The following is a 13,111-nucleotide window of genomic DNA, read 5'->3' as shown; positions in this document are numbered from 1 at the left end:
TGTATATACAAACTGAGATTAGTATATCAGCGATGTTGATCCGGAGACGCTGTTCGCAACCTGAACGCGCGAAAAGGAGGATCACGTCCCTGCCGGGAGGTTGGAGGCTGTCGGTTGCCGGGGGTTGGGATGTGTCTGTGGAGGTGGTGTACGGCAGTGGCATACAGATGGGTGACGGCTACCCCTTGCAGGTCGGTTCTGGCCCCAGTGAGGGCAACATGTGTTGATGTCTGAGGGGGGTGTGCGGCCGGTCCCGGTTCTGGAACGCGAGGGTTGACGACAACGGTGACGATGACGTCGGCCACCGTGAGCACGCGGCTGCAGCCGTCCAACGCCTTATGACCTCGTGTTCGTCGAGAGGAGCAGGGTGATCGCTCCGCCTGAAAGCGGAAGGTCGGCGGTTCGACCCCGCACCTGACCACAGCAACTGAGCAGCACAAACGCCCCAAGCCGATCATGGCCGGGGCGCTTTTCGTTGTGCTTGACGACAACGGGTTCTGACGTTCCAGGTCGAGGTCGGCTTCGGCTACGTGGGTCCCGACATCTACAAGGCCGCCCCGGCAGCCTGACCACCACACCAAGGGCGTTCGCCGAAGCGGAACAAGCTCAGGCATCCCGCTACAAGATCGTAATGAGGCGCGAGTCATCGGAGTGATGTCCAGCCCTGATAATGCTGCGATGGTGTTTCGTGCGTTATGTGTGCTGATCATCCCGTTTGTGGTTGTGGGGGTTTCCGCGTGCTCGGTCATACCTGCGCCATTGATTTCCAAGGCGACAGGAAGAGAGTCCTACCGCGAATCGAGCGAGGCGATGATGCCTACGCTCAAGGAGGGTGCCGTGGTAACCGGTACGGTGACCGACGGGACGTACGCACCCAAGGCGGGTGACGTCATTGCCTTTCTGCCCCCTAAGTCGTGGGGCGGAAGTGGCGGCTACATGATCAAACGAATCATCGGCGTTCCAGGGAGCACGGTCAGTTGCTGCGACCCGCAGCATCGGATGGTCATTGACGGTAAGCCGGTGGATGAACCATATGTGACCAACGAGCGGGCTTCGCAGCTCATCTTCGAGCCGATAGTCGTCCCGGAGGGGCGTATCTGGGTCCAAGGCGACAATCGCGATGTCTCTCTTGACTCGCGTAACCACCATAGCGTGGGGGTTGACGGCACCGTTCCTGTGTCCAACGTCATCGGAGTCATCGACGTCAGCACCGCGAAGTAGAACTCGCTCATGAAGCGTTCGACGATCACGGTGCTCGTGGCTGCTGCCGTATGGGGCGGTGCCCTGATCGTTCCCGTCGCTTTCCAACCCCCAGGTTTTTCGTGTCCTGGACGATCCCGCCCAAACGCAGGATCATAAGAACGTGAGCAGGACGGACAACACGATGCCGCTTCGCTTGCAGGAGGAGGATGGTCGCCGCTACAGGCACGATATGGGCGGTTCCTATTCGGGCATCGGTGAAGATGCCAACCTGGCGGAGCGCAAGGCCCGGCAGCGGGTACGACTCACATTGCTGCGCGGTGAGGAACCAGAGCCGACCAGGCATCGCCATTGCGAAAAGTGGTGCTATTAACGAGGGCGGCAATGAAGCGTCCCGGAGGGTGACCTCCGGGACGCTTCATTTGTGTACGTGCGATGTCAGCCGAGGGCGTCGCCGGGGGTGCCGTTTCGCCCGGGAAGAGGCTGGGCAGGCTGGACAGGTACGAGCGGGGATTCTGGTGAACCCGGCCCATGAGGCGGCACCGTACGTCACGGCGACGATCGGCGCTCACGGCGGCGCGGTGCTGGTCAGGGCCAACGAAGAGACCGCCGGCGCCACGGTCGGGTGGGGGCGCACGTCGCCGCGGCGCGTTTTCGAAGTCGCCGCCAAGGAGGAGATGCTCGAGGCGGTGTCGGCCGCCGTCCGTTTAATGGTCCACGGCGACGGCCCTCGCTGAGCCGAGGCTCGCGCCACCCGGGGCGACGAGACCCCAAGGGCGTTGACTTTGTCGCAATCTTTGTCGCATCCTATTGGTGCAAAACTTGCGACAAAGGAGATGTCATGACCCGTGATCCGTTACCGGACGCAGGCCCGTCGGCGCGTACGACCGATCTGCGGCTGGCAGGCGCGTGGCTGACCCGGCACGGTCTGACCGACGCGCGCCCGACCCCGCTGCTCGCCAGCCGGCTGGCGGTCCGTGAACGCGCCCGCCTGGCCACCTACCTCATCCTGGCCGCGCTGATCATCGTCAGCGCACTGGCCGCCGTCTCCGCGTTCGGCAACCCCCAGCCCCATCGCCCGCCACCGTTACTGGCCCTGACCGCGGCCGTAGCCGGGCTGCTGCTGGCACAGTCACTGCTCGTCCGGTGGATACGACACGTCGACCAGCGAGCGGCCGCGACGCTGTCCCGCAGGGCCGCCCACCCGATCCAGCCCGGCTGGCGGACCGTGCTCGGCCGGCCCTACGCCGTTTTCGCCGCCACCACGTTCGTCGGCGCGATGGTGCTGACCGCGAGCGCCCTGGCCGTTGCCGATCCCACCGTGCGGCAGCTGGCCGTCGTCGTGCTGATCGGCCTGCTCGGCGCGACGGCCATCACCGCCCTGCAACTGCGCCACCTGCTGCGCCACCCGGTCGTGGCGCAGGACGAGGAGTCGCTCACCGCCGACGTCATCATGCGCGTCGAGGACGCCCGCGAGCTCGCCACCCCGAACGTGCAGTGGTCACTGCCCATGGTGCTGCTGTTCGGCACCGCGCCCACCTGGTGGGGCGCCACCGCGATCACCTACCTGATCCTGGGCATGATCGCTCTCATCGCGCTCCGCTTCAGAACGCCGTCGTGCGCGACGGTGGCCCGACAGGTCATGAGCGTACGATGATCGTCATCGACGCTGCCTCACCGGTACCGCCGTTCGAGCAGCTACGATCCCAGCTCGCCCGGCAGATCCAGGACCGCACGCTGACCGTGGGCGCCCGGCTGCCGACCATCCGCCACCTCGCGGCCGACCTCGGCCTGGCCGTCAACACCGTCGGCCGCGCCTACCGGGAACTGGAGGAGGCCGGACTGATCGAGACACGCGGACGAGCGGGCTCGTTCGTCTCGGCCACCGGCCAGGAAGGCCGAGAGCGGGCCCACCGGGCCGCCGCCGACTACGCCGCCGTGATCGCCGGCCTCGGCATCGACGAGGACGAGGCGATCCGCATCGTACGAGCGGCCCTGACATCCGGCACGGCGGCACCGACCTCGTCATGACCACGACTCGGCCGCAGGTGTCACGTCGTCGAACGCACGACGTCGGTGTAGCGGCCGATCAAGCCCGGTGACCTGCTGAGAGCGACCGAACCAGGGCCCCTGTTTCTCCGCGTGATCAAGCGAAGGGTCTCGCGTACCCGGCGGTGCCGATTTCACAGTCATCGAGAAAGCATCTGTTCCTTTCGAAAAGGAGTAGCAGTGCGATTAAATCTGACGCTGTTCATCGCCGCGGCGACGGTGGCCATCGCGGTGACAGGCGTGCCCACGTCGGCCGGGGCCCGGGTCGGCACGCCGGAGCCGGTGGTGGCCGAAGCCAGGGGAGCGGCTCCGATGTGGGGCGAGTGCTTGGCGGTGGAATCCGGCGGCGTCTCGCGCGACCCACGCCAGCGGTGCGCGACGTTGCGGGTGCCGCTGGACTACCGCGCCCCGGGCGGGCGGAGCATCGAGATCGCGATCTCCCGGATCGGCACGGCGCGTCCCGGGGCGCGCCGCGGGATCCTGCTGTCCAACCCGGGCGGCCCGGGCGGCAGCGGCCTGGACCTGCCCAGCCGGCTGGCGGACGTACTACCGCGCGAGGTCCTGGATCGGTACGACCTGATCGGCTTCGATCCGCGCGGGGTCGGCCACAGCACCCCGGTCACCTGTGGCCTCGATCTCATGAGGCAGTTCACGCTGCTGTTGCCCTACCCGGGGCCGGACGGCGGCATCGGGCGCAACGTCGTCTTCGCGCGGGACACCGCGGCCGCGTGCGCCGAGCATTCCGGCGATCTGCTTCCGTTCATCACCACGGCCAACACCGCCCGGGACATGGACCGCATCCGAGCCGCACTCGGTGAGCCGAAACTGTCCTACTTCGGCCTCTCCTACGGCACCTATCTGGGAGCCGTCTACGTCTCGATGTTCCCGGGACGCACCGATCGGATCGTGCTGGACAGCGCCGTCGATCCGGACCTGGTGTGGCGGGACATGTGGCGAACCTGGAGTCAGTCGATCGCGGTGCGCCTGCTCGACCTGCTGGCCTTCGCAGCCGAGCGGGACACCGTCTACCACCTCGGTGCGACACCGGAGGAGGTGCGGCGCACCTACGGCCGGCTGCTCGCGGCCCTCGACAGGCGGCCCCTGCCGATCCCGGGCGGTCCCGTGCTCGACGGCAACGCACTGCGCGAGATCACCCGAGAGGGGCTTTACTTCGACGGCGACTTCCCTTTCATCGCCGGGTTCTGGCAGGAGCTCACGGCCGCCGTCTCAGGATCCACCGTGGACCCCGCCGTCCTGAGGCGACCGGACCGGCTGGGCTCTGTCGGCAGGGCCGACGACGGCGCCGTTGGTGGCAATGGCACCGGGACGACGCGGATACCGGCGGACAACCGCGTCGCCGCGCTCTACGCGGTGCTCTGCGATGACGTCGCCTGGCCGCGCAGCGCGGCGTTGTACGCCCGGCAGGTCGCAGCCGACCGGCAGGCGTGGCCGGTGACGGCGGGTATGCCCGCGAACATCTGGCCGTGCGCGGCGTGGCCCACCCGACCGGTGGAGCCGCCGGTGACGGTCACCGGTCACGGGCCGCGCAACGTGCTGATCGTGCAGAACACCCGTGACCCGGCCACGCCCCTGGCGAGTGCGCGCGGCCTGCGCGCCGCCCTCGGACGGCGGGCCGCCATGATCACGGTCGACCAGGGCGGCCACGGCGTCGTCGGGCTGGGCAGCTGCGCCGACGAGGCGATGAGCTCCTTCCTCGCCACCGGGGCACTGCCTGGGCGGGACCGCTTCTGCCCGGCTCCGGGGACGCAACCACCGGCCGCCGCCCGCTCCACGGCCCTGCCGTACATTCCCTCTGTGGGTCCGTTGTAGGGCCGCTGCCTGTGGACCGCCGTGTGCCGGTAGATACCGAACGAGCGACCCGTTTCCCGCTGTCACCCTCGCGACCCGGCCTGCCGGCCCTCCCCGTTGGTCCCCACCGATCCCGGAGCGGTTCAATGATCGATTCCAAGGGGTCAGCGGTCGATCGTCTCTTGACCTCCACCATGCTTGAGGTAGCACCGTGGTGCACGTGAACACGGAATCCACGGCGTACGCCGCAGACCTCGAAGCCATCGAACAGGTCGTAGCCACGGTAGAACACTCCCAGCAGCACAAGGACCCCGATGAGTTCCTCGCCCTCTTCCACCCCGACGCGGTCTGGACGACGGCCGGCGGCAAGGTCCTCATAGGCCTCGACGCGATCTCGGAGTTCACCCGCAAGGTTCTCCCCGCGGCGAACTGGGACGGCAAGGTCACCTACGAGGTGGTCCACGTGTTCTTCATTCGCCCGGATGTCGCGGCGGTCAAGGTTCGTCAGCTCTACCTGACCCCGGGCGACGAGAGCGAGGGTGCTCCGCTGTACGTGATGTCCAAGCAGGGCGACGGCCGCTGGTTGCTGACCGCCTGCCAGAACACGGGGGTCGTCGCCGGTTGATCGATTCCGGGGGATCGGCCGTACGCATGAGGCGAGGGCACCCAACATCGGTAGGGGTTGAGTGTCCTCGCCACCACGCTGTACGTGAAGACCGACGACCTGCTGGAGGACTCACCCCGTCTCGCACCATGGCGACCGATGCGGGGATCACCCCCGATCGAGCGACGCCGAGCCGGTCATCCGCGGAGCGCGAAGCGGCGTATTCTTCGCCCATGGGTCTGAGGCTCAAGACACGTCGGTCCGACTCGCCGTGGGTCGACACCGTGTGGACATGCACGAGCGGGCAGGTCACTTCGATGACGTCCGTCGCAGGGACGTGTTGGGGGCTGGTGTTCTGGGAGCAGGCCGGCCGGACGTACACGAGCATCACCGGTCCCGAGACCCGAACCGGGACGGCGCCGGTGCCGGAGGGTGCGACCTTTACCGGCATCGAGTTCGCCGTGGGCACCTCGTTGCGTGCCGTGCCCACGCCGACGCTCGTCGACGGCGGTATCGAACTCCCCGACACCACGCGCCGGACGTTCCGGCTGGACGGCGCGCGCTGGGAGACGCCCGGCCCCGACGATGCCGAGGCACTGGTCGACGGGCTTGTCCGGGCCGGGATCGTGGTCCGTGACCCGCTCGTCGTCGAGGTGCTGCGGGGGCACCGCCCGGCCGTCTCGGGGCGCACGGTCGAACGCCGGTTCCGCGCCGCGACCGGACTGACGCGGGGCGTGGTCCGGCAGATCGAGCGGGCCCGTACGGCGACGGAGTTGCTGGCCGCCGGCGACCCGGCCGCCGATGTCGTCGCCAAGCTCGACTACTTCGACGAGCCGCACCTGGCCCGAGCACTGCGCTCCTACGTCGGACGCACCGTCAGGCAACTGCGCGAGGGCGCGGGCGGCGCGATCGCCCTCAACCTGGATCAGCGCTTGACGTCGTAGACGAGCTTCAGGATCCCGTTCGAGTAGCTCTCCGACTCCCGCAGCGTCAGCAGGTGCTTGTCTCGGTCGGCCCGGCCGAACAGGCTCTTCCCGGCACCGAGCAGCACGGGGAAGACGAGCAGGTTGTACTGGTCGATCAGGCCCGCGTCCGACAGCCGCCGGGCCAGCTCCGCACTCCCGTGGATGAAGATCGCGCCGCCCTCGCTCCCCTTGAGCGCGGCGACGTCCTCGATCGAGCGCAGGATCGTCGTCGGCCCCCACCCGTCGACGAGGGCGTCGTCGGACAGCGTGGTCGACACCACGTACTTGGGCAGTTCCTTGTAGTCGGCGTGGTCCTCCGAACCGGGCCAGACCGGTGCGAACACCTCGTAGCTGCGGCGGCCGAACATCAGCGCCGTGGTGTCGGCGAGCTCCTCACCCTTCAGCGACCAGGCTTCCGGGACGAAATCGAGGTCCTTGACCACCCACCCGCCGCTGCGGTGCTCTTCCCCCGGCCCGCCGCCGGGCGAGTCCACGACGCCGTCCAGCGACATGAAACCGGTGTAGACCAGGTCACGCATTGTGCTGTCTCCTCATGTTCGGGCGAACTGCCGGCTCCACGGTAGATCGCGGCTGCCGTGACCGTCTTGGATGAAAACGACAGCGGGTCCGGAACGCGTACTGCAACACCGCTGTACACGATCATTGGCGCCCTCTGCGGAGGGGCGGCCGTCCGATCGCCCCTCGGGATGTACCTACGATCTCGACGGAACGTACGTCACCGATAAAGCGGGCTTCTATGTGGCGAACGGGGAAGCGATCAATGGGCCCCGGGGCTACTCGGTTGCAATCTCGACGCTCTGAACAACTGCCCACGTGGGGGCTTTGGGGGATCACCACCTGTCCCAGGCCGACCATGCGTACCAGGGGCCGGAGATCGGATCGAGTCGTCCCGGGCCCTCTTCGGACACCTGGCCCGTCGGGCTCCACACGAACCCCGCCGACGTGCGTATTCGCCAGTCGTCGATGCTGAACTGGGCTCCGCCGTCGGGGGTGGCCGCTGACCAGCAGACCGGATAAAGACCCACGAGTCGACACTCGTGGGAGGAGGTGCCGCTCCGGGCCACGGCCTGGGCGTGGTCGGTCAGTGCGGACTTCGACAGCGTGAACCGTACCTGGAAGGGAATGTCGGCGCTGATCGCCAAAGCGGTGCAGCCGGCGATGATCCATGGCATCAACCAACGGAGCATGTTCGCCTCCATCGCGCCGATGTCGGTCAGCAGCGCCGGGACGGCCCGGATGATCCACAGGAGGAAGAGCGCGCCACCCGCGAAGATCACCCAGATGAAGAGCTCGACGTACGGGTACGGCGCGCTGGACCACCACAGGCACACGAACGCCGCGAACGAGAACGCCGTGAGCAACGGCCATCCGGGCGGCTTGGCGATCACGGCGCCACCTTAGCGATCAGCCGACCGATACCGACAGTGGGCGTGGCCGGTCGTCGCGGTTCTTCGGTCGGTCGCGGCCGAGCGCCGGATCGCCACCCTCTTCCAGCCGCCCGGCGACCTCACGGGCCCGCGCTCATCGGGCACGCCGCCGGGCGAAGTACGGTGTCGGCTCCCGCGCTTCCGCTCTGTCTCGCCGAAGTGCTCTCCTGCCGTCGGGCGGTGCCTCGCCGAGGTGTTTCCCTGCCAGTCGGGGCGGTGCCTCAGCTCACGGCTTTCCTGACGAGAGCGGTGATCGTCTTCGCGGCCTCTTCGCTCAACGTGGTCACGGCGAAGGACGTGGGCCACAGGCCACCGGCGTCGGCGAGGTTCGCCTCGGCGGTGAAGCCGAAGGCCGAGTACGGCTCCTTGTCCACGTTCCCGCTGCGGAAGAAGCAGACGACCTTCCCCTTCCTGGCGTAGGCCGGCTGGCCGTACCACAGCTTCGGCGACAGCTCCGGGGCGTTGGCGGTGACGATGGCGTGGATGCGTTCGGCCATCGCGCGGTCCGACGGCTCCATCTCCGCGATCTTCGACAGTACGTCGAGCTCCTCGGCGGCCGCCTTGTTGCCACGGCCGCGGTTCGCCTCCCTCTTCAGTTCCGCGGCGCGCTCCTTCATCGCGGCGCGCTCCTCCTCGGAGAAGCCGTCCGTGTTCTTCCTGCTCGCCGCGCCGGTGCCCGCGCTCATCGCCGTCACTCTCCTTGTCGTCATCGGTATGGGGTGTTTGTGACGCTATCGGCGCTGTGAAGCCGGTGCTTCTCGATTCCTGATCGATGCTCGCCCCGTGCTTCCGGGACACTCCTTGTAATAAGGCCTCGCACCGTCGGCTGTCGTTCGCGCGGCAGACGAGGTGGAACGATGGTGCGTATGGAGCTCGGGCGTGCGGAGGCGCAGCGGTTGCACGACATCGCCGTGATCCGCCGTGTCCGAGACCGGATCGATCGTGAGTACGCCAGGCCGCTGAACCTCCAGGCACTGGCCGCAGGGGCGCACATGTCGATCGGGCACCTGTGTCGGGAGTTTCGTCGCGTCTATGACGAGTCTCCGTACTCGTATCTGATGACCCGGCGGATCGAACGGGCGATGACGCTGCTGCGCCGCGGAGACCTCAGCGTCACGGAAGTGTGTTTCGAGGTGGGTTTCTCCTCGCTGGGCACGTTCAGTACGAGGTTCACGGAACTCGTCGGCGTGCCGCCGAGCGTCTACCGGCGTGACCGTTCGCAGGCCGCGGCGGGTATTCCGCCGTGCCTGAGCAAGCAGGTGACCAGACCGGTCAAGAATCGAGAAGCCCGCCCCCGATAGTCATGCGTAGCGTGCCGGGCGTGGACGTCATCATTCAGCACACCTTCCTCCCGCACACCGATCCCGAGGCCGCTCTGGGTTTCTATCGCGACATCCTGGGCTTCGAGGTCCGGGCCGACGCCGGTTACGAGGACATGCGGTGGATCACCGTCGGTCCGGTCGGACAGCCCGGCACCTCCATCGTGTTGCACCCGCCGGCGGCCGATCCGGGCATCACCGATGAGGAGCGCCGCACCATCCTGGAACTCGTCACCAAGGGCGTCTACGCCGCCGTCACGCTGGCCACCGATGACCTCGACGGGCTGTTCGACCGCCTCCAGGCCGCCGGGGCCGATGTGATCCAGGAACCCATCGACCAGGACTACGGGGTCCGCGACTGCGCCTTCCGTGACCCCGCCGGCAACCTCGTCCGGATAACCGGCGCGTCTGCCTGAGCCCGCCCGCACGACGCTCGCCCCGAATCGACCGATCTCGGAAAGCACGGAGGAACCATCTGATGCCGCTCTCTGTCGACATCGTCACTCTCGGCGTACCTCAGGTAGGAGCCGCACGCACCTTCTACACGTCCGCGTTCTCGGCCACGGCGACGGAGAACGACCACACCGCGAGCCTTGACCTTCACGGCACCGGGCGGCTCGCTCTCCGCCCGATCGACGCGCTCGCCGCCGACTCCGGTACGGCCCCGGAGACCTCGGGTTTCCGTGGCTACGTCCTGTCCTCCATCGTGAACCGGCCCGCCGAGGTCAGGACCCTTCTCGATGCCGCCACGGCCAAGGGCGCGACGGTCGTCAAGCCGCCGAAGAAGCAGCTTTTCGGTGAGTTCAGCGCCGCTTACCGGGCACCGGACGGGGCCGTGTGGAAGCTGGCCGCGGCCTCCAAGAAGGACACCGGTCCCGTCCCCGACCCGCCGAAGCCGACCGAGACCGCCGTCTACCTCGGCGTCGCCGATCCGACGGCATCCAGGACGTTCTATGAGGCGTTGGGCATGAGCGTCAATCACGACTACGGTGACAAATTCCTCGACTTCGTCATCGCCGACGGCGTGTGTCGACTGGGCCTGCTGCCACGTAAAGCCCTCGCCAAGGACGCCGGCGTCGACGAACACGGTGACGGCTTCTCGGCGCTCGTACTCACCCACATCGCCGCTTCCCGTGACGACGTCGACGCTCTTCTCGCCACCGCGGGCTCGGCCGGTGGTCGGGTCACCGCCGCGGCGGCCCGAACCGATCGGGGGGATTACGCCGGGCACTGCACCGACCCCGACGGCTACCACTGGATGATCACCACACCCGGCTGACCGCGACAGGCCGACCGTCGTCACGCGACCCCCGAGTCGGATACCGCTTCGGGAATCGCGTGACGACGGTCGGCTGGTTCCTGCCCGCCAGGCTTACCGATAACGGACGGACTGGGCGTCCTCCCTCAAACGCCGCGCCACGCGTCCAGCCGCCTTGTCGAGTTCTTCTTCGATCTGCTCCGCCCCCGCGGCGGACACCCTGGGCACCGGGTACGGCAGTGCCAGCACGCGTTGCATGCGCAGGTACGTCGGCGGATGGGTCGTGTCGACCCCCGTCTTCTCAAGGCGGGCGGACTCGCGGTGTCGTTCGAGTTCGGTGTCGGCGACGGCGTCCACGTGGGAGCGGAGAGCCGTCCACAGGTTCCCGGTTCCGACGGCCACCGCGCTGGATGCGAGGAGACCTTCGACCGATCGTGTCCGGGTGGTCAGGACGTCCAGAAGCGAAGCGGCGGCCGCGGAGCCGGCTACCTGGGCCTGCATCTCGTCGGCGCGGTATTCGGCGTGCTGGGAGGAGCGGTTCAGCAGGAGCTCCAGCAGGAAGATCAAGCCGCGGACGGGGACGCCCAGGATCGCGAGGAGACACTGGGTGACGAGAGCGGACAAGCCGTCACCGGGGTGCCACTCGAAGCCGGTGACGACGCGGAGTTCGTGGAGCGAGTGCAGGGCACTGCCGACGACGAGGCCGTGTCTGGCGTCGCCGTTCCTGGAGTGGGCCATCTCGTGGGCCAGCAGGGCGACGCGTTCCTGCGGGGTGAGGATCAGCCAGAGCGGGTAGCCGATCTCCACCAGACGGCTGCGTCGCCACCCGTAGGTGCGGAACGAGGCGTTGACCGCACCGCTGACGGCGACCAGATCTGTTCGGGGGGCTCCCAACTCCTCGCCGATGCGGTCGACGAGGGCGTACAGGTGGGGAGCGTCCTCGCGGGCGAGAGGTACGGCGAAGGCGGGGAAGGGGGCGGGGCGGGGGCGCAGCAGCCAGGCGAGGTCCAGGGCCACGAGACCGAACAGGATGCCACCTATCGTCAGACGGGTGACCAGGTATACGCCGGTGAGCAGGAAGGCCGGTGCCAGCAGGTGGACGGCCAGGGCAAGGAGGTAGCCGCCGGTTCGGGAGACGCGACCGGTCGCTCGGCGTGACCGGACGGGGGCCGCCGGAGGGGGCAGGAAGGGGCCGGGAGATCGCGGACGCTCCTGAAACACGCCCGATGTTCCGGCTGGTAGATCGGTGGACACGACGAACAAGGTGTCAGAGCCCGAGAATGGCGGCAATACGCCGCAAAGATGGGAAGTTCTCCGTCGAGAAGTTCGTCGAGCTCAGGGATACGCGGGCCACCGACGCCGTTCGCGCGCGACTGCGCCGATCCCCCCCCGGCATTCATACCGCGCTGATCCCCGGCTTCACGAGGGGGCGTCCCGGCGCAGGTCGCGGACCTCGGGGCGTCGCTGGAAGCCGGCCGACCCGTAGGTGGCGACGGCGCCCACGTTGGAGCTCGGGGTGATGACGGTCGCGCTCGACGAGCCCAGCCTCCTGAGGGCGGCCGCCGCGGCGAGGGTGATCGCGTGGCCGTGGCCGTGGCCCCGATGCTCGCGGTGCACGCCCATCGGCTCCAGCAACCCGGGCTTCCCCGGACCGGCCGACCACACCGTCACCGCCGCCACCGCGTCGCCCCGGTCGTCGTACGCGACCAGACACCGGGCGTCGGCGTACGGCGGTCCGGCCGCCATCGCGTGCCAGCGTTCGTCGGTGAACGTCGACCCGTCGAACGACGCCCGCTGTACGGCGGCCCGCACGTCCGCCCGCTCCGGCCCGATCACCTCGACCCGCACGCCCGGGTCTCGCACCGGCTCCGCGAGGTCGCGGCGCAGCGGCGTCCACGGCTCGCCGGCGTTCCAGCCGTTCCCGGACAGCAGGTCCTGGACCAGCGCGCGCATGGGCGCTTCGACGTTCGCTCTCCCCTCGGGGAGGATGCCGCGCTCCGGCTCGTTCATGTCCGCGACCAGCCGCCGCGCCAGCTCCTCGTCCCGCCGGGCGTCCGGCGCGATCGCGAGCCGCAACACCCCGGGGTCGTCCAGCAGCCCGACGGCGAGAATCCGTCCGTCTCGGCTCCAGGTCCGCACCGCCGCGGCCGTCGCCTCCGCGCCGAATCGCCAGAACCAGCCCAGATCTCCCGGGTGGAGTTGCGGTGGCGCCTCGTCGTGCTGCCAGTCCCGCAGCACGTCCACGACCGCGCTCAGCCCGTCGACTCCCGGCTCACCCGACACGATCGCCATGGCCCCGATCACACCCCACCGCACCGGTGGTCCGCACCTGGTTTTCCGCCGACGTGGTGAATCGGAACGTGAGAGAAGCGATGCTCGACGTGCTAAGCCTCTCGAAAGCGGCAAGGTGTCGATCGCCGTGCTCGGCCTGTTTCCGCGCCTCGAGAGCGGGCTTTCCA

16 protein-coding genes are annotated in these 13,111 nt (G+C 68.4%); 11 read left to right on the top strand and 5 right to left on the bottom strand.

What is annotated here, in order from left to right; all coding sequences use genetic code 11:
• Positions 1 to 654: 654 nt before the first annotated feature.
• The 8 genes from lepB (at position 655) to ABT352_RS00365 (ending at position 6,606) form a co-directional block, all read left to right on the top strand.
• On the top strand, positions 655 to 1,221 hold the full coding sequence (gene lepB, locus ABT352_RS00400) for a signal peptidase I (protein WP_350941357.1): 567 nt from the start codon (positions 655 to 657) through the stop codon (positions 1,219 to 1,221).
• 142 nt (positions 1,222 to 1,363) lie between these two features.
• Positions 1,364 to 1,573 carry a hypothetical protein gene (locus tag ABT352_RS00395; protein WP_350941355.1) on the top strand — a complete coding sequence of 70 codons (210 nt, stop codon included), beginning with the start codon at positions 1,364 to 1,366 and terminating at the stop codon, positions 1,571 to 1,573.
• A gap of 145 nt (positions 1,574 to 1,718) precedes the next feature.
• The gene (locus tag ABT352_RS00390; protein WP_350941353.1) at positions 1,719 to 1,937 is read left to right on the top strand and encodes a hypothetical protein; all 219 of its coding nucleotides are present in this window, start codon (positions 1,719 to 1,721) and stop codon (positions 1,935 to 1,937) included.
• 104 nt (positions 1,938 to 2,041) lie between these two features.
• Positions 2,042 to 2,857 (top strand): hypothetical protein, encoded by an 816-nt coding sequence (locus ABT352_RS00385; protein ID WP_350941351.1) that lies wholly within the window; start codon positions 2,042 to 2,044, stop codon positions 2,855 to 2,857.
• Entirely contained in the window at positions 2,854 to 3,231 is a 378-nt protein-coding gene (locus ABT352_RS00380; RefSeq protein WP_350941350.1) for a GntR family transcriptional regulator, read from the top strand. Before ABT352_RS00385 ends, ABT352_RS00380 begins: the two co-directional genes overlap by 4 nt.
• 198 nt (positions 3,232 to 3,429) lie before the next feature.
• Complete coding sequence (locus tag ABT352_RS00375) at positions 3,430 to 5,079, top strand: alpha/beta hydrolase (RefSeq protein WP_350941348.1); 1,650 nt, start codon at positions 3,430 to 3,432, stop codon at positions 5,077 to 5,079.
• A 199-nt stretch (positions 5,080 to 5,278) separates the two neighbouring features.
• Entirely contained in the window at positions 5,279 to 5,683 is a 405-nt protein-coding gene (locus tag ABT352_RS00370) for an SgcJ/EcaC family oxidoreductase (protein WP_350941346.1), read from the top strand.
• A 296-nt stretch (positions 5,684 to 5,979) separates the two neighbouring features.
• Positions 5,980 to 6,606, top strand: coding sequence for a helix-turn-helix domain-containing protein (locus tag ABT352_RS00365; RefSeq protein ID WP_350941345.1), 627 nt, complete (start codon positions 5,980 to 5,982; stop codon positions 6,604 to 6,606).
• On the opposite strand, the gene ABT352_RS00360 is transcribed toward ABT352_RS00365, so the two are convergent.
• The 3 genes from ABT352_RS00360 to ABT352_RS00350 all read right to left on the bottom strand — a co-directional run bounded on the left by ABT352_RS00360 (position 6,588) and on the right by ABT352_RS00350 (position 8,761).
• Positions 6,588 to 7,166, bottom strand: a complete 579-nt coding sequence (locus ABT352_RS00360) for a dihydrofolate reductase family protein (RefSeq protein ID WP_350941344.1) — start codon at positions 7,164 to 7,166, stop codon at positions 6,588 to 6,590. The two genes, ABT352_RS00365 and ABT352_RS00360, sit on opposite strands and share 19 nt — an antisense overlap.
• 312 nt (positions 7,167 to 7,478) lie before the next feature.
• A complete protein-coding gene (locus tag ABT352_RS00355; RefSeq protein ID WP_350941343.1) occupies positions 7,479 to 8,036 on the bottom strand; it encodes a hypothetical protein in 558 nt (185 codons plus the stop codon).
• A gap of 260 nt (positions 8,037 to 8,296) precedes the next feature.
• Positions 8,297 to 8,761 carry a DUF1801 domain-containing protein gene (locus tag ABT352_RS00350; protein WP_350941341.1) on the bottom strand — a complete coding sequence of 155 codons (465 nt, stop codon included), beginning with the start codon at positions 8,759 to 8,761 and terminating at the stop codon, positions 8,297 to 8,299.
• Positions 8,762 to 8,941: 180 nt separating this feature from the next.
• On the opposite strand from ABT352_RS00350, the gene ABT352_RS00345 reads away from it, so the two are divergent.
• The 3 genes from ABT352_RS00345 to ABT352_RS00335 all read left to right on the top strand — a co-directional run bounded on the left by ABT352_RS00345 (position 8,942) and on the right by ABT352_RS00335 (position 10,673).
• Positions 8,942 to 9,376: a helix-turn-helix transcriptional regulator gene (locus tag ABT352_RS00345; RefSeq protein ID WP_502992829.1), complete on the top strand. Its 435-nt coding sequence runs from the start codon at positions 8,942 to 8,944 to the stop codon at positions 9,374 to 9,376.
• 20 nt (positions 9,377 to 9,396) lie between these two features.
• The gene (locus tag ABT352_RS00340; protein WP_350941337.1) at positions 9,397 to 9,810 is read left to right on the top strand and encodes a VOC family protein; all 414 of its coding nucleotides are present in this window, start codon (positions 9,397 to 9,399) and stop codon (positions 9,808 to 9,810) included.
• Positions 9,811 to 9,872: 62 nt separating this feature from the next.
• Positions 9,873 to 10,673, top strand: coding sequence for a VOC family protein (locus ABT352_RS00335; protein WP_350941336.1), 801 nt, complete (start codon positions 9,873 to 9,875; stop codon positions 10,671 to 10,673).
• A gap of 93 nt (positions 10,674 to 10,766) precedes the next feature.
• Here the strand turns inward: ABT352_RS00335 and ABT352_RS00330 are convergent, their stop codons facing one another.
• On the bottom strand, positions 10,767 to 11,873 hold the full coding sequence (locus ABT352_RS00330; RefSeq protein WP_350941334.1) for a M48 family metallopeptidase: 1,107 nt from the start codon (positions 11,871 to 11,873) through the stop codon (positions 10,767 to 10,769).
• Positions 11,874 to 12,071: 198 nt separating this feature from the next.
• Positions 12,072 to 12,944, bottom strand: a complete 873-nt coding sequence (locus ABT352_RS00325; RefSeq protein ID WP_350941333.1) for a GNAT family N-acetyltransferase — start codon at positions 12,942 to 12,944, stop codon at positions 12,072 to 12,074.
• Positions 12,945 to 13,111: the final 167 nt, after the last annotated feature.

The organism is Streptosporangium sp. NPDC000563 (assembly GCF_040299985.1).
GTDB lineage: Bacteria > Actinomycetota > Actinomycetes > Streptosporangiales > Streptosporangiaceae > Streptosporangium.
The sequence above is the reverse complement of the archived record's forward strand: the minus strand, read 5'-3'. Positions and strand labels throughout refer to the sequence as shown.

Coding starts and splice junctions, on each gene's coding strand:
- ABT352_RS00365 (WP_350941345.1), top strand. CDS start 5,980: ATGACGTCCGTCGCAGGGACGTGTTGGGGGCTGGTGTTCTGGGAGCAG.
- ABT352_RS00345 (WP_502992829.1), top strand. CDS start 8,942: ATGGAGCTCGGGCGTGCGGAGGCGCAGCGGTTGCACGACATCGCCGTG.
- ABT352_RS00325 (WP_350941333.1), bottom strand. CDS start 12,944: ATGGCGATCGTGTCGGGTGAGCCGGGAGTCGACGGGCTGAGCGCGGTC.
- ABT352_RS00360 (WP_350941344.1), bottom strand. CDS start 7,166: ATGCGTGACCTGGTCTACACCGGTTTCATGTCGCTGGACGGCGTCGTG.
- ABT352_RS00335 (WP_350941336.1), top strand. CDS start 9,873: ATGCCGCTCTCTGTCGACATCGTCACTCTCGGCGTACCTCAGGTAGGA.
- ABT352_RS00385 (WP_350941351.1), top strand. CDS start 2,042: ATGACCCGTGATCCGTTACCGGACGCAGGCCCGTCGGCGCGTACGACC.
- lepB (WP_350941357.1), top strand. CDS start 655: ATGTCCAGCCCTGATAATGCTGCGATGGTGTTTCGTGCGTTATGTGTG.
- ABT352_RS00380 (WP_350941350.1), top strand. CDS start 2,854: ATGATCGTCATCGACGCTGCCTCACCGGTACCGCCGTTCGAGCAGCTA.
- ABT352_RS00350 (WP_350941341.1), bottom strand. CDS start 8,761: ATGAGCGCGGGCACCGGCGCGGCGAGCAGGAAGAACACGGACGGCTTC.